The sequence below is a fragment of the Streptomyces sp. NPDC058653 genome, assembly GCF_042716895.1.
Classification (GTDB): Bacteria; Actinomycetota; Actinomycetes; order Streptomycetales; family Streptomycetaceae; genus Streptomyces.
The window spans coordinates 14193-29034 of the sequence record NZ_JBHXRM010000053.1 but is presented as its reverse complement, the minus strand read 5'-3'; the positions used below and the strand labels follow the sequence as shown (position 1 = coordinate 29034).

Genomic DNA, 14842 nt, shown 5'->3' with positions numbered 1-14842 from the left:
GGGCAGAAACGAGGACGGTCTGCACGGCGACACCGAAGTGCCGTCGTACAGACCGCCGCTCACCCCTCAGCCAGGCCCCCCGTCGGGCCGCTCACTAGAAGAGATCGAAGAAATTCACCGAGATGTTCTCGTTGGACTGGTCGATCACGGTGAAGCCGGAGCCGTTCACATTGGCGGTGTTGTTCTGGTTCGACGCACCCGCGCCGGTCGCCGTCTGCTGTGTGGTCGTCGAATTGCCGGAGTTGTCGTCACCCACACCACTGCCGAGGATCGTGGCCACGCTCGCGTTCGATCCGTCGTCCGCGAAGTCGTCGGCGGACGCCGAGCCGGTGAACAGGGCCGCGGCGAGGGGCAGGGCGGCGACGGCGGCGAAGACGCGGGCGGTACGGAAGCTTGCCATGTCAGTTCCTCCAGGAACGAGATCTTCTGAACGAGAAGTACGGCTTTTGCCAGGGCAGTTGGCCGACCGCCCCGACGTTGTTCTCGACGTCGCGGATCAAGAATTGCCCACCGAATCCCCGGCGAACCAGCCTTCAGCGGGTTATTCCCTCGCAAGCGTGAGGACATGTCGATAAACCCCCTTCATGACATCAACAGGCCAGTTCGGTCGGTATGCACCCGTACGGATCGCGCGACGACCCGGTTCTCGCAAGGGGTGAAGCGTTTCGGCACAGTTTCGGCCAATCTTTCCCACTCCCCTTATTCGAACAACAGTGCGAACATAGACCCATGGCCATCACAGCCCCGCACTCGACCACCCTGGCCCTCGCATACGCGCTCTCAGCAGCCGAAAGCGGGTTCCCCGTCATCCCGCTGTCCCCCAGCAAGCTCCCCGCCCTACGCTCACCACATCGGGACCGGCCCGGTTCCGGGGCCAGCCCCTGTCGGGGCGAGTGCGGCCTGCCCGGCCACGGCGTGCACGACGCCACGACCGATCCGGCCGCCGTACGCGCCCTGTTCGCCGCCGCTCCCTGGGCGACGGGCTACGGCATCGCCTGCGGCCGGGCGCCGCACCATCTCGTCGGCATCGACCTGGACGTCACGCCGACGGCGGCGGGGGCGAGCGCGGGGGCCGGCTCTGGTTCTTGGCCGGGTGCGGGTCCGGGTCCCGGGGCGGTTGGCCTGGGTCCGGGTCCGGCGCCGGTCGGCGCTGGCGCCGAGGCCACGCCGGACTCCGTGGCCGCGCTCCAGCAGCTCGCCTTCCAGCACCTGTTCACGCTGCCGGAGACCGTCGTCGTCCTGACCCCGAGCGGCGGCCGGCACATCTGGCTGTCCGGCCCGGCCGGAGTCACGGTCCCCAACTCGGCCGGCCGCCTGGCCCCCGGCATCGACGTACGGGGCGCGGGCGGCTATCTCGTCGGACCGGGCTCCGTCTCCGCCCGCGGCGCGTACCGGCTGGCCCCCGGCTCGGCCGGCCTCACCCCCGCGCCCTGCCCACGCGCCCTGCTTCGCCTGCTCACGCCCCCGGAGCGCGCCCGTCACTCGGGGCCGGGCGGACGCCGTGGCCGCCCGGCGCGCGGTCACGGCCTGGTGCAGTTCGTACTCGCCGCGCACGCGGGCCAGCGCAACACCCGGCTCTTCTGGGCCGCATGCCGGGCGTACGAGCACGGCTTCGGCGACGAGCTCGCGGAGTCGCTGGTCGACGCCGCCGTACGCACAGGCCTCACCGAACACGAGGCGCGCGCGACGATCGCGTCGGCGTCCCGCCTGACGTCGGGCCCCGCGTAGCGCCGTACGGCAGAGGAGCACTCAACAGGTGGAGGGGCTTCAACGGCACACCCACGCCGCTGAACGCCTCTCCACTCCCACCGATCCAGGCGCCGGCTACCGCATGTCGATCCTCAACACGGCCCTGTTGTTGGCCTTGTCGGTGTCGTAGTTCGACGTCGCCTTGACCTCGCTCGACGTATAGGCCCCGTCGCCCTTGTCGATCTTCAGAACGAGGGCGAACGCCTCGATCTCACCGACCTCCAGGCTGTAGTCGTCCTCCTGGCAGACGTACTTCCGGTGCCCCGGCTCCGACGGACCGGTCGGCCCGTCGATCCCGAGGTCGGCCGAGCTGTCCGCGTGCGGCGCGAGCCGGCGGTGGGCGTCGCCGTAACCCTCCCCCGGGGCCTCGCCCGTACGGTCGATGCCGTACTCGACGACCTCCATCAGCGCGTTCTTCAGCACCTTGTACGTCACCGGCACCCTGTAGCTCCCCCCGGGCGCGGTGCCCCTCCCACACGGTACGAGGAGGGACACCGCCCTTTACTTCACAGCGTCCCGGTCAGCACATCTTGTAATCGACGCGGGTCGAGTTGTACGAGCATGTGTCCACCAGGGCCCCGGTCGACTTCTTGAGCGTGGCCTTGTCCCGGTCGTTGTTCCAGACGTACGCGGCACGCCCCTGATAGCGGCTGGTCGAGGTGTTCGTCCCCGAACCGGTGCGCACGGTAACGGTCTTGCCCCGGGCGAGGGAGTAGCTGCCGAACTTGTACTTGTGGCTCGCCCCGTCGACAACGGTCCAGCCCGTCAGGCTGACGGCCCTGGTCGTGGTGTTGCGGATCTGCACGTACTCCCCGTTGAGACTGGCGTTGGAGCGGCTGTCCGTGCCGGGACTGTCGTAGTAGACCTTGTACAGGTGTACGGACCCGACGGCCTGGGCCTGCGTAGGCAACAGAACCGTTCCGGCGACCACGGCGGCCGTGGCGGCAACGGTGGAAAGCGTGCGGGAATAGCGCATGAGCATCCTCTGATCGAGCCGGGCACCCCCCAAAGGGCCCGGCAGGCGCCCAGAGTATGACCAAGCCACCACAACTGACCCCCTTTTCAAGAACAAGGACATACTGCCCGGTAGAACCCTCAACTCCCGTACAGTGAGCCCCATTTCGCCCCACCCGAACCGAGCGAAACACCGCCCCCGGCCCGCGACGCCACGCCCCAAACCCGCCGACGTTAAATAAGGCACCGGCCCCCGCCCGACGGCGATCGCAGCACACGGCCACGCTGATCACAGCGGGTTCCCGCGAGGCCGGGTGACGAACACAGCAAGCCTTGCCCCGTACCGACCACACGCGCGAGGACGAACTCAACGCCAAAGGGGCGCCCCGGTTCGGAGACGCCCCTTCTGACCTGCGACTGCGGTGGGTGTGGGATTTGAACCCACGGTGACATCGCTGCCACGACGGTTTTCAAGACCGTTCCCTTAGGCCACTCGGGCAACCCACCCACGCCCCGCCCGACCAGCGGCGGAGCGGCTACAGCCTACCGGCTGTGGCTCCTCCCTGCTTCTGCCTGGCCAGAGGATGGCCACAGCTTCCGCTGCGGGGGCGAGCCCGATACTACGAGTCACCCTCGCGTCGAGCAGCCGGCAACAGCAACTCCCGCTCAGGGTGCTTCTCCCCGGTGACGCTGCCGAGGACACCGAGGTCGGTCCGGGCGGCTTCGTGGAAGTCGTTGATGGCCCGAAACGCCGCGCGGTGCAGCTCCCACCACTCCTCCAGCGTCCCTTCCGTCCGCCCGGTCGCCTGCCAGTCGATGGCCCGCACGGCCGCGCTCAGGTCGTGAGCGGCCTCCACGACGTCGTCCCCACCGAGCAACATGATCTGCTCGAACGACCGCCCCCGCTGCCACTCAGCCTCGGCCATCTCCAGGACCAGGTCGGCGTCTGGCTTCTCGCTCCGCTTGATGCCCTCGCGGTGCTCGTAGAGCTGCACGGCGAGGAAGATGCCGGCCCGCACCCGGTCGACGTAGCCGCCACGCCCTCATGAAGTGGCCGAACGCCTCGGCCAAGCACCGCGCCGGTATTGCCGAGGCCCTGGTGGTCGTCATGACGGCACTGGTGACCACCCGCAAGGGCCGCCCGAAGCCGGCCATCCTTCGGCTGGCACTCCGTTCCTGGGCCTTTCAGATGGTCAAGGACGACGAGGGGCAGTGGGCCGTACGCAAGGACGTGGTCGACCCTCCGGACGACATCAGCGCGGCACTGGGGTGGGTTGCCGCTCACTCCCTCAAGGTGAGGGATCTCGCCCAATCCGACAACCTTCGGCCAGCCCTCGAAGCCCTGTCGCTGAAACTGAACGGCAGGCGCGCGGCGGACAACACGATCAACCGCAAGCTCACCGTGCTGAGCAACGCCCTTCGGTACGCGGTGGAGCGTGACCTCCTGACCACGAATCCGCTCTCCCGCATCGACTGGCACCCGCCACAGACAGACGACGAAGTCGACTTCCGTTACGTGCCCGGCCCGAACCTGGCGCGCGAACTGCTCGCGGCCGTCAACGCGCAGGGGCCGCGCGGTGAGCACCTGCATGCCTTCTTCGGCTGCCTCTACTACGCGGCCATGCTCCCGTCCGAGGGCGCGGATCTCCGCAAGGGGGACTGCCGCCTGCCGGAGAAGGGGTGGGGTGAACTCGTCCTGGCGGGCAGCCGCCCCGAGGTCGGCGCGGGTTGGACGGACGACGGCAAGCCCTACGAACAACGTGGCCTGAAACGCCGCGCCCGCCGCTCCACCCGCTCGGTCCCGATCCCACCGGCGCTTGTCGCACTGCTGCGCGCTCACATCGCGACGTACGGAGCGGCCCCGGACGGCCGCCTGTTCACGGCGGTACGCGGCGGCCGTATCCGCTCCACGGAGTACACGGAGATGTGGCAGGAGGCCCGCCGCTCGGCCCTCACCGCCCCGGACGTGGGTACCCCGCTCGCCAAAGTCCCCTACTCCCTGCGCCACGCGGGCATCTCGCTCCTGATCAAGGCCGGAGTCGACCCGGTCGAGGTCGCCCGCCGCGCGGGCCACAGCCCGGCGGTGCTCTGGCGCTTCTACGCGAAGCTGCTGCGGGGCCAGCAACAGCAGGCGAACGACCTGATCGACGTGGCGCTCGGCGAGTAGTGTCCCGGAGTCATCTGCTTGGGCAGGCCGTCGTTCCGGAGCCTCGGCCCCCAACCAGCGCTGGACTGACCCTCAGTCATCCGAAGTAGACCCTCTAACCCCCGACCTGCGTTGCCGAGTGACAACCTTCGGCACCTGGTCCAGGGGGTCATGAAAACGTCCCCGCCTGCGATTGATAACCCTGGCTCGGGTATCGATAACTTCGTTTCTGTCAGGGTAGGCGTCCGGTACATCACGTTCGGCTGCGTAGAGATAGTCGCTCATCCACCGGTATTGCTGCTCCAGCGTTTGGCTTCTGGCCTCATCCGGATGCTTGCCGAAGCGCTTCTGCACAGCGGTGCGACCCACGCCGAAGCATTCTGCGATGCGTCCCCACGAGAAGCTTCGAGTGCGCGACTCAGCCACGACGTCGGCTACGACTCGGCCCACCGCATCCTCATAGAGGGCTGCCGCCCGAAGCATGGTCATTCCTTGCACGCTCCGCTGCAAGTACCAGATGCCCAGGCGCACTGCCGCATCAGCAAGATCTTCGTCGTCCATCAAGATCCATGGATCAAGCGGCCAAGCGGGATCGTCGTACGACACCCGTGGCCAAGGTCGGGAAGCGGCGAAGTTGTACTCAGCCGAACTATCGGCCGACGAGTTTTCCCCAGCTAGGTTGCCCATGTGTCCACCCTAGGTGGACAGTTCAGTCACGCAAACAGGGTAAGCGTCGAATTAGCATGCCAACATATCTACGCATGAACGGAGTTGGGACCTACAGCCGTCCACTCCACGACGAAAACAGAACGGAAGGGGTGGCGGTTGCATGGCCGAGATCTATGTATACGCGGATGAGACAGGTGACTTGGACATGTCAGGCTCCGTGGGTGCAAGCACCTACTTCGGGTTTGGCACTGCCGTCTTCAAGGGAGACCACGGACACCGCCTCTGGGAGGGTCTGCAACTCCGATGTCGTTTGGAGCGAAGAGGCGTCTCACTGCCTCAAGGCCTCCATGCGAAGAACGACTCGCACACCACCCGTGGAGAGGTGTTCGAACTCATCGAGTCGCAGGCACCGCGTATTGACACGACCTTCCTCCTTAAGGGAAACGCCTACGAGCGCATCCGTGAGGCCGGCCCGATGCGCCTCTACAAGCTGGCCTGGTATCTGCACTTCAAGGAGATCGTTCGCCGCGTAAGTTCACCTGGCGACACTGTCTACGTGATCGCCGCATCCTTGACGACCAACAAGAAGGAGGGCAGCGCTCGGGACGCCCTTAAGGACGTGTGCCAGCAACTCGCCACTGACCGCGAGATCGTCCTCTGCGTCTGGAACGCCCAGACATCCTGGGGAGTTCAGGTTGCCGACTACTCACTGTGGGCGGTGCAGCGGATACTCGAGGGGCGCAAGTGCTCGTGGTACGACACTTGCATCACGCCTACGCTCGAAACGACCTTCACGCCGTGGGGAAGGGCAAGGTAAAGGTCAGCTATCCCGTCTCCGGGAAGAAGTCCCCTGGACCCCTTATCACTGACCACTAACTATGCAACCCGATGACGCTGACAGCGTCAAGGGCACTGACACATAAAATTAAGCATCACGTCGAACAAATGATCCAATAAAGATCTTGGTGCGCCTCGACAACATTGAGAAACCTCGCCGTCACCGCCCACCTCACCAACCGGTCCCCGGAAACGTGCATGGAGACCAGAGCCAGCCGGGTTCGTAGCTGGCAAGTTGGCCACAGGGTGGCCACACACCCTGATCAACAGCCGGATCGTGGTGAGACACCGTGGGACTGCTACACACGTGGGAGGGGCTGCCGAAGAGTTCGGCAGCCCCTCCCACGTGCAGCTTCGCCAGCTGCGAAGAAACTCAGGTTCGGGCCCAGGAGCCAGCCGCAAGGCCGATCGCGGATTTCAAGACCGTTCCCTTAGGCCACTCGGGCAACCCACCCACGCCCCGCCCACCAGCCGCGGAGCGGGTACAGCCTACCGGGTGTGGGTGGGGCGGCGATTCCCTTGTTTGTGGGGGCGCGGGGGGACCTTTTGCGTAGTTGGGGTGGGAGTGGGGGTGGTGGGGTACCTTCGGATTGGGCAGGGGGCGGGGGGCTCGGGGTGGTCGTTTCTTTTGGATTCGGTGGGTTTCGGCGCGTTGATGAGGCGAGCTGGGTGCACTCACACTCCGGGGACCGGGTCTCGCTGGTGGTGAAGGACTCGCCGTTGACCGAGGCCGTCTGGTTGGAGGACGTGCCCGCCATGCGGCGCAGCCTCGCCGGCTCGTACGCGCGGATGGGATGTCTCATCGAGGCCGACGCTGTCGTGGTCGGTGGTGTACGCGGGGTCGCCCAGGTGGTGAAGGTGCCCCTGCCGAACGCCCCCGCCGGGCAGCTCTTCATGGCGATGATCTTCCTGGCCAAGGCCGATTCCCACGCCATGCTCGGCTACTTCGCCGAGGAGCGCGGGATCACCGGAATGCGCGAGGCCGCGATCCTTGCCAGAAGCGGTGTCGCGGGTCTCGAGGGCTGGGTGCTGCCGCACCCGTACGCGCCCGAGGTCCAGGGCGTCCTGCCGTACCACCGCGGTGACGATCCCACCTGGGACGCGCAGTTCCCCGACCATCCGCTCACGCGGGCGCGGGCCTGGGTGCGGTCGGTTGTCGCCACCGCCACCGTCGATCCCGCGTTCGCCGCTCTTCCTGACTTCGTACCCAGCCGCAGGGCCTTCCGGGACAGGAAGGCGCAGGAGGGAGATCCCGCCGTGTTGTTGCAGAAGGGCGCCAATACACCGGTGCCGAGTGCCAGGGTTCGGGTGGAGCTGGGCTGGCAAGGAGGGCCGGGGACGCCTGATGTGGACGTGTCGGCCCTGTTGCTGGCCGGGGCCGGCAAGGTCCGGTCGGACAACGACTTCGTCTTCTACAACCAGCCCGTTCATCACAGTGGAGCCGTACGTCTCGAAGGCAAGCGCCAGGAGCGCACGGGCTCCGTCGAGACCATCGCCGTGCAACTGTCCTCGGTCGAGCCGGAGATCGGGACCGTGGTGATCGCGGCCTCCACCGACGGCACGTTCAGTCAGGTACGCGGTCTGTTCGTGCGCGTGCTGGACGCGCAGAGCGGCGTCGAGACGGCGCGGTTCAACGCCACGGGTGCCACTAGTGAAACCGCCTTCGTGCTGGGCGAGTTGTACCGGCGCAACGGGGCGTGGAAGTTCCGGGCCGTCGGCCAGGGATACTCCTCCGGCCTCGCCGGGCTCGCCACCGACTACGGCATCACCGTCGACGAGCCCGCCTCGCCCCGGCCGGTCGCGCCCCCGCCCCCCACGCCCGTCCAGCCGACCCGGCCCGTCCAGCTGTCGAAGATCACGCTCACCAAAGCGGCTCCCTCCGTGTCGCTCACCAAGCAGGGCGCCACGTCAGGTGCCATGCGGACCAATCTCTCCTGGAGCGCCCGCAAGCCCTCGCGCGGCTGGATGAACAGGGGACAGGACGCCGTCCGGCTGGAGGACATCGACCTGGACCTCTCCTGTCTGTGGGAGCTGCAGAACGGGATGAAGGGGATCGTCCACCCCGTGGAGAACCAGTTCGGCTCGTTCGACCAGCCGCCGTACATCCGGCTGGACCAGGACGATCGCACCGGCTCCAGCGAGGACGGCGAGAACCTGATGATCAATCTTGATCACGCTGCCGAGATCAAACGCATCCTGGTCTTCGTCGCCATCTACTCCGGGGCCTCGAACTTCGCCGGCCTGGACGGGGTCGCCACGCTGTACCCGCCGGCGGGGCCGCCGATCGAGGTGCGCCTGGACGAGTGCACCGCTCCCTCGCCGATCGCGGCGATCGCGCTCATCGAGAACGTGAACGGCGAACTGATCGTGCGGAGGGAGGCCAAGTACGTCCTCGTGCCGCCCGGGGTGTTCAAGCAGCAGGCCATGGACATCGAGTACGGCTGGGGGATGACCTGGCACGCGGCCGCCAAGGACTGAGCCGCCGGCCGCGACCGCCGCATGTGCCGGAGCCTTCCGCGTCTCGGGGGGGGAGGGAGAAAGAGGGAGAGGGCGGGAAGGCCTCCGGCCGACCCGCCCTATTGACGACCCCTCGGCCGCGCGTGCAGCATTGATGGAACGTGTACGTTCCTGTTGCTTACTGTGCGGGGATGTTCTCCGAGACCGGTGTTCGTGCTGCCGACCCGACATGCGGAGCTGCCGACGATGAACGCTCGAATGCTCAGACTCCACGCGAAGGCCGTCGCCGCACTGGCCGTGGGCTGCCTGGTCGCCACGTTCTCGCCCGGCTCCGCCGTCGCGGCGCCCGACGACCGGGCAACCGTCGACCGGGCAACCGCCCCCGCACCCGAGCACCCCGTATCCGAGCGCCCGGCCGCCCCCGCGCCCGACAACTCCGTCGCCGGCGCGGGCAATCCGTTCGTCGACGGCTGGTACGCCGATCCGGACGTCGCTCTGTACGACGACACGTACTGGGTGTACCCCACCACCTCGAAGACGTACGCGGAGCAGACCTACCTCGACGCCTTCTCCTCGACCGACATGGTCAACTGGACCAAGCACGAGAAGGTGCTGACCACCGCCGACATCTCCTGGGCCGAGTACGCGGTCTGGGCGCCCGCGCCGGTCGAGCGCGACGGCAAGTACTACCTGTTCTTCGCGGCCAACGACATCCAGGACAACGACAGCCTCGGCGGTATCGGCGTCGCCGTCGCGGACAAGCCGGAGGGCCCGTACTCCGACGCTCTCGGCCACCCGCTGATCGAGCAGTTCCACAACGGCGCCCAGCCCATCGACCAGGACGTCTTCATCGACGACGACGGTCAGGCCTATATGTACTACGGAGGCTGGGGGCACGCGAACGTCGTCAAGCTCAACGACGACCTGACGAGCCTCGGCACATTCGCGGACGGCAGTACGTACAAGGAGATCACTCCCGCGGACTACGTCGAGGGTTCGCAGATGTTCAAGCGCGACGGCACGTACTACCTGATGTGGTCCGAGGGAGGCTGGACCGGCCCGAACTACTCGGTCTCGTACGCCATGTCCGACTCACCCACCGGCCCCTTCGTGAAGATCGAGAAGGTACTCGCCCAGGACCCCGCCGTGGCCAAGGGCTCCGGCCACAACTCCGTGGTCAACGTGCCCGGCACGGACATCTGGTACATCGTCTATCACCGCAGGCCGCTCAGTGAGACCGCCGGCAACAACCGCCAACTCGCCTACGACCGCATGTACTTCAACGCCGACGGCACGATCCGACCCGTCACGATGCAGGTCGAGGACAACTTCGCCGACGGCAACGCCCTGGGCTGGAAGACCTACGGAGGCTCGTGGTCGGCGGACGGCGGGCGGTATCGGGCGGACGTCTCCCTCGGTGGCAAGGCCCTGCTCGACACCAACTTCGCCGACTTCACCTACGACGCCGACGTCAAGGTCACCTCGGGGCGGCGCGGTGACGCGGGCCTGATCTTCCGCGCCACACGCCCGTCGGTCGGCGTCGACAGCTACTCCGGCTACTACGCGGGCGTCAGCGCGACCGGCGAGGTGGTCCTCGGCCGGGTGAACGACTCCTGGACCGAGCTCGGGTCCGCGGAGCTGTCCCGCCCCGCGGGCCCGTCCCACCACGTAAGAATCTCGGCCGTCGGCTCCGCGATCAAGGTGTACGTCGACGACATGGCCACGCCGAAGATCTCGGTGACCGATGCCACGTACGGCAGCGGTGCGAATGGAGTACGGGTCTTCGACACGGCCGCGACCTTCGACAACGTCGCCGTCCACAAGGCCGGTTGAGCCCCGGGGGCCGCGATGAGGGCGCCGCCGGTCCGATGTCCGGCGCCTGCCCGTCCGACTCCCGGACTCGCGCCTGATCCCGGGCGGCGACCGGCCGATCACCGAGCTCCTCGCGACCACGGCCCTGACCCCGGCCCCGGCCCCGACGACCACGACCACGACCACGACCATCGTCACGTCCGACCCGACCCGGCCCGGCCCGCCTCAGTGTCCGCCGGTGATCTCCTCGTACTCGTGCGCCGTGGGTTTGGTGATCTGCCCGTCGGCGCCGTAGTAACCACGGCTGAGTCTGACGCGCAGGCGCTCGCTCCAGGCGCGGTCGCCGTTCGGTGGGACGGGCTCGTACTGTTCGTGGGCCGTCAGCGAGTGGAGCTGTCCCGGGGTGAGAGGTTCGTGCACCTCGACGAACTCGCCGTACGACAAACGCTTGATCACACCGGTCTCGCGGCCGTGCAGCACCTTCTCGCGGTCGCGGCGCTGGAGGCCGAGGGCGCACCGCTTCGCGAAGATGTAGGTGACCACGGGTACGACGAAGAGGCCGAACCGGACCGCCCACGTCACCGTGTTGACGGAGAGATGGAAGTGCGTGGCGATCAGGTCGTTCGCCGCGCCGAGCAGGGCCACCAGGTACACGCTCAGCCACGCGACGCCCAGTCCGGTGCGGACGGGGCGGTCGCGTGGTCTGTCGAGGAGGTTCTGTTCCCTGTCGTCGCCGGTCACCCAGGCCTCGATGAAGGGATATACGCCCATCGCCAGGAAAAGACCGACACCGACCAGTAGGGGGAGGAAGTTGTCGATGGCCAGGGTGTGGCCCCAGAGATTGATCTCCCACCCGGGCATGACGCGGAGAAGTCCGTCTGCCACACCCATGTACCAGTCGGGCTGGGACCCCGCCGACACCTGGTCGGGGCGGTAAGGGCCGTACCGCCAGATGGGGTTGATCTGCGCGATGGCCGAGGCGATGAAGATCACGCCGGTGAGCATGAAGAAATAGCCGGTCGACTTCACCGCGTAGACCTGGACGGGCATACCGACGACATTGTTCTTCGTACGGCCGGGGCCGGCGTACTGCGTGTGTTTGTGGTAGAGCAGCAGGCCCAGATGGGCGACCACAAGTGCCGCCATGATGCCCGGGATCAGCAGAATATGAATGGTGGTGAAACGGGGCACCAGATCGTTTCCCGGGAAATCCCCGCCGAACAGGAACATCGACAGATAGGAGCCGACGATGGGGGTGGAGAGGAGTACTCCGTTCACGATCGCGAGGCCGGTTCCGGACAGTTGATCGTCCGGCAGGTCGTATCCGGTCAGCCCCGCGAACATGGCGAGGACCAGCAGGGCGAATCCGAGCAGCCAGTTGACCTCGCGCGGCTTGCGGAAAGCGCCGGTGAAAAAGACACGCATCATGTGCACCAGCACGGCGGCGACGAACACCAGCGCCGCCCAGTGGTGGGCCTGGCGGATGAGCAGGCCGCCGCGGACCTCGAAGGAGATGTGCATCGTCGAGGCGAATGCCTCCGAGACGAGCTGACCGCGCAGCGGCGCGTAGCTGCCTTCGTACACGATCTGGGCCGATGACGGGTGGAACCAGAAGGTCAGATACACACCCGTGAGAATGATGACGACGAAGCTGTAGACACAGATCTCTCCCAGCAGGAAGGACCAGTGATCCGGGAATGCCTTCCGCATGGCGGCCCTGACCACTTTGTGCAGGCCCAGTCGGCCGTCCGCCCAGTCCGCGACCTTCTCCCCCGTACGCCTCTGATGTTTCTGAGGCGCGTGAATCCCTTCCGATCTTTCGGGCTCTTCAAGCTCCTGACGCCCTTGACGCCCCTGACGTCCTTGACGCCCTTGAAGCCTTTTCTGGGACTCGGCCGGTCGGTCCTTGCTGCCCATTCTTCTACCCCTCGTGCAGTGGGGGGTACTCGGTGCGGTCTCGCCCGGGGAGATCAATACCTCGTACGGCGGCGACCGATGGGTGCCGTGACCGCTTTCACCGGTACGGGGCGGCGTCCGGGGCCGTGGATGAGACCTGGCGCTCGTCTTGGGAAGGGCGGGCTCCGCCGTTTGGCGGTGGGATGTCGGTGCGGGGTCGGCGATCGAACGTCGGTGGGCGCTCGGCAGTCGGCCGTACGGTGCCCGTGCGCGCTCGGGCGGGGCTCCCCGGCCCGACCCGCCGGGTGGGTCATGATCGGCGGCGGGTGGCGTCGGGTCGCCCCGGGTCGGTCGGCGTGAGGGAGACAGACGGTCGTGGACATCCTGCTGGTCGCAAGTGCCTTCAACAGTCTGACCCAGCGCGTCTTCGCCGAGCTCGGGGACCGCGGGCACACCGTCCGCGTCGAACTCGCCCTGGGTAACGAGCACTTGCGTGAGGCGGTACGCCGGAGCGCCCCCGACCTGATCATCGCCCCCATGCTCAGGACCGCGATCCCCACCGACATCTGGTCGGCGTACGTCTGTCTGATCGTCCATCCGGGTCCGGCGGGCGACCGGGGGCCGTCCTCCCTGGACTGGGCCATTCATACGGGCGCCGCCGACTGGGGTGTGACGGTCCTTCAGGCCGCGGCGGAGATGGACGGCGGGGACGTGTGGGCCTCGGTCCGGTGCCCGGTGCCGCCGATCGGCAAGAGCGACCTCTACCGCAACGAGGTCTCGGACGCCGCCGTCGAAGCCGTACTGCTCGCGGTGGAACGCTTCGCCTCCGGGACGTACGTTCCGAGTCCGCAGAGCGCCGCCCCCGGGGACACGGGGGTCTGTTCCGCTCCGGTGCGCGTCCGGCCGTACTTCGAGCAGAGCCGACGGCGCGTCGACTGGGCCTCGGACCCGACCGACACGGTCGTACGCAAGCTGCGCGGGGCGGACTCGCAGCCCGGCGTACTGGACGTACTCCTCGAAGAGGAGTGGTACCTGCACGGCGGCCACGCCGACGACACCCTGCGCGGGCGGCCCGGCGAGCTGCTCGCCACCAGGTCCGGGGCGGTCTGCCGGGCGACCGTGGACGGCGCCGTGTGGATCCCCGAGCTACGGGCACGGCGCGCGGCGGGCGGCCCGGCCACCTTCAAACTGCCCGCCGCACTCGCTCTCGGCGACCGGATGCCGGTGCTGCCCGAGGTCGGCGTCCCCTGGGAGCTGCCCGCCGGGCGGCGGACGTGGAGCGAGATCCGCTACCGGGAGGAGGGCCCGGTCGGTTTCCTGTCCTTCGCCTTCGCCGGCGGCGCGATGAGTACGGGCCAGTGCGGCCGGCTGCTCACGGCGTACGAGTTCGCCTGCTCACGGCCGACCACGGTGCTGGTGCTCGGCGGGAGCCGGGACTTCTTCTCCAACGGCATCCATCTGAACGTCATCGAGGCGTCCGCCGATCCCGCGCGGGAGTCCTGGGAGAACATCAACGCCATGGACGACCTCGTGGAGGCGATGCTGACCACGACGGACCGGATGCTCGTGAGCGCGGTCGGGGGCAACGCGGCGGCGGGCGGCGCCATGCTGGCCCTGGCCGCGGACCAGGTCTGGAGCCGGGCCGGAGCCGTACTCAATCCGCATTACCGGCTGATGGGGCTGTACGGGTCGGAGTACTGGACGTACACGCTGCCCCGCCGGGTCGGGCCCGACGAGGCCGAGCGGCTGACGCGGCGCGCCCTCCCGATGACGGCGGCCCGGGCGCGCGAGACCGGGCTGGTGGACGTCGTCATCGATGTCGCGCCCCAGGACTTCGGCTCCGCGGTCGCGCACCGCGCGGCGGGGCTCGCGTCGGCGCCGGCGACGCAGCGGCGCGTCAGCGAGAAGAAGGCGGCGCGCGAACGGGACGAGGCAGTCGCGCCGCTCAGCTCGTACCGGGAGGCGGAACTGGCCCGGATGCGGGACACGTTCTTCGATCCCGCCGCGTCGTACCACGCCCTGCGGGCCGCCTTCGTAAGGAAGACGAAGCCCTCGGCCACGCCGGAACACCTCAGGGCCGGGGTGTCGCGCCTCGGCTGAGGACGGCTGCACGGATGCCCTTCCGTCTGCCGCTGACCGGGGGATTCGGCCGGTCATCTCCCGGTGTCGCCCGGTCCGCGCCGTACGCCTCGCCCCCGCGCCTGAATATTTGTCTCTCCCGACCTGTCGATCGCGGCCGTCCCGTTCGCCGTTGTCAGTGAGGCCGTCGGCACAGGGGCGGCACGAGCGCACGTACGCAAGAGCTCACGAACGAAGGAACGC

Annotated in this window: 12 protein-coding genes and 1 tRNA gene; 6 read left to right on the top strand and 7 right to left on the bottom strand. The window is 67.8% G+C overall.

Annotated elements, in window-relative coordinates:
- Positions 1 to 94: 94 nt before the first annotated feature.
- Positions 95 to 400, bottom strand: coding sequence for a hypothetical protein (locus ACFWU9_RS31945; RefSeq protein WP_384324559.1), 306 nt, complete (start codon positions 398 to 400; stop codon positions 95 to 97).
- Between the two features lie 329 nt (positions 401 to 729).
- Here ACFWU9_RS31945 and ACFWU9_RS31940 point away from each other — a divergent pair, with 329 nt between their 5' ends.
- The gene (locus ACFWU9_RS31940) at positions 730 to 1728 is read left to right on the top strand and encodes a bifunctional DNA primase/polymerase (RefSeq protein WP_384324558.1); all 999 of its coding nucleotides are present in this window, start codon (positions 730 to 732) and stop codon (positions 1726 to 1728) included.
- 96 nt (positions 1729 to 1824) lie between these two features.
- On the opposite strand, the gene ACFWU9_RS31935 is transcribed toward ACFWU9_RS31940, so the two are convergent.
- The 4 genes from ACFWU9_RS31935 to ACFWU9_RS31920 form a co-directional block, all read right to left on the bottom strand.
- Positions 1825 to 2184 (bottom strand): hypothetical protein, encoded by a 360-nt coding sequence (locus tag ACFWU9_RS31935; protein WP_384324557.1) that lies wholly within the window; start codon positions 2182 to 2184, stop codon positions 1825 to 1827.
- An 85-nt stretch (positions 2185 to 2269) separates the two neighbouring features.
- Complete coding sequence (locus tag ACFWU9_RS31930; RefSeq protein ID WP_384324556.1) at positions 2270 to 2725, bottom strand: lamin tail domain-containing protein; 456 nt, start codon at positions 2723 to 2725, stop codon at positions 2270 to 2272.
- A 398-nt stretch (positions 2726 to 3123) separates the two neighbouring features.
- A tRNA-Ser gene (locus tag ACFWU9_RS31925) sits at positions 3124 to 3210 on the bottom strand.
- Positions 3211 to 3323: 113 nt separating this feature from the next.
- On the bottom strand, positions 3324 to 3722 hold the full coding sequence (locus ACFWU9_RS31920) for a hypothetical protein (RefSeq protein WP_384324555.1): 399 nt from the start codon (positions 3720 to 3722) through the stop codon (positions 3324 to 3326).
- A 26-nt stretch (positions 3723 to 3748) separates the two neighbouring features.
- Here ACFWU9_RS31920 and ACFWU9_RS31915 point away from each other — a divergent pair, with 26 nt between their 5' ends.
- Positions 3749 to 4870: a tyrosine-type recombinase/integrase gene (locus tag ACFWU9_RS31915; RefSeq protein ID WP_384324554.1), complete on the top strand. Its 1122-nt coding sequence runs from the start codon at positions 3749 to 3751 to the stop codon at positions 4868 to 4870.
- Positions 4871 to 4942: 72 nt separating this feature from the next.
- On the opposite strand, the gene ACFWU9_RS31910 is transcribed toward ACFWU9_RS31915, so the two are convergent.
- Positions 4943 to 5536 carry a hypothetical protein gene (locus ACFWU9_RS31910; protein ID WP_384324553.1) on the bottom strand — a complete coding sequence of 198 codons (594 nt, stop codon included), beginning with the start codon at positions 5534 to 5536 and terminating at the stop codon, positions 4943 to 4945.
- A 142-nt stretch (positions 5537 to 5678) separates the two neighbouring features.
- Between ACFWU9_RS31910 and ACFWU9_RS31905 the strand changes: the two genes are divergently transcribed.
- From ACFWU9_RS31905 to ACFWU9_RS31895, 3 genes are all read left to right on the top strand, one after another.
- Entirely contained in the window at positions 5679 to 6335 is a 657-nt protein-coding gene (locus tag ACFWU9_RS31905; protein ID WP_384324552.1) for a DUF3800 domain-containing protein, read from the top strand.
- 689 nt (positions 6336 to 7024) lie between these two features.
- Complete coding sequence (locus ACFWU9_RS31900) at positions 7025 to 8833, top strand: TerD family protein (protein WP_384324551.1); 1809 nt, start codon at positions 7025 to 7027, stop codon at positions 8831 to 8833.
- A gap of 225 nt (positions 8834 to 9058) precedes the next feature.
- The gene (locus ACFWU9_RS31895; protein WP_384324550.1) at positions 9059 to 10645 is read left to right on the top strand and encodes a family 43 glycosylhydrolase; all 1587 of its coding nucleotides are present in this window, start codon (positions 9059 to 9061) and stop codon (positions 10643 to 10645) included.
- Positions 10646 to 10849: 204 nt separating this feature from the next.
- Here the strand turns inward: ACFWU9_RS31895 and ACFWU9_RS31890 are convergent, their stop codons facing one another.
- Positions 10850 to 12334 (bottom strand): cytochrome bc complex cytochrome b subunit, encoded by a 1485-nt coding sequence (locus tag ACFWU9_RS31890; protein ID WP_384324549.1) that lies wholly within the window; start codon positions 12332 to 12334, stop codon positions 10850 to 10852.
- Between the two features lie 561 nt (positions 12335 to 12895).
- Here ACFWU9_RS31890 and ACFWU9_RS31885 point away from each other — a divergent pair.
- A complete protein-coding gene (locus ACFWU9_RS31885) occupies positions 12896 to 14620 on the top strand; it encodes an enoyl-CoA hydratase-related protein (RefSeq protein WP_384324548.1) in 1725 nt (574 codons plus the stop codon).
- Positions 14621 to 14842 lie beyond the last annotated feature (222 nt).

Bases quoted from the DNA above. Each gene is read 5' to 3' on its own strand.
- ACFWU9_RS31945 (WP_384324559.1), bottom strand. From the start codon at position 400: ATGGCAAGCTTCCGTACCGCCCGCGTCTTCGCCGCCGTCGCCGCCCTG.
- ACFWU9_RS31940 (WP_384324558.1), top strand. From the start codon at position 730: ATGGCCATCACAGCCCCGCACTCGACCACCCTGGCCCTCGCATACGCG.
- ACFWU9_RS31930 (WP_384324556.1), bottom strand. From the start codon at position 2,725: ATGCGCTATTCCCGCACGCTTTCCACCGTTGCCGCCACGGCCGCCGTG.
- ACFWU9_RS31915 (WP_384324554.1), top strand. From the start codon at position 3,749: ATGAAGTGGCCGAACGCCTCGGCCAAGCACCGCGCCGGTATTGCCGAG.
- ACFWU9_RS31910 (WP_384324553.1), bottom strand. From the start codon at position 5,536: ATGGGCAACCTAGCTGGGGAAAACTCGTCGGCCGATAGTTCGGCTGAG.
- ACFWU9_RS31905 (WP_384324552.1), top strand. From the start codon at position 5,679: ATGGCCGAGATCTATGTATACGCGGATGAGACAGGTGACTTGGACATG.
- ACFWU9_RS31895 (WP_384324550.1), top strand. From the start codon at position 9,059: ATGAACGCTCGAATGCTCAGACTCCACGCGAAGGCCGTCGCCGCACTG.
- ACFWU9_RS31890 (WP_384324549.1), bottom strand. From the start codon at position 12,334: ATGCGGAAGGCATTCCCGGATCACTGGTCCTTCCTGCTGGGAGAGATC.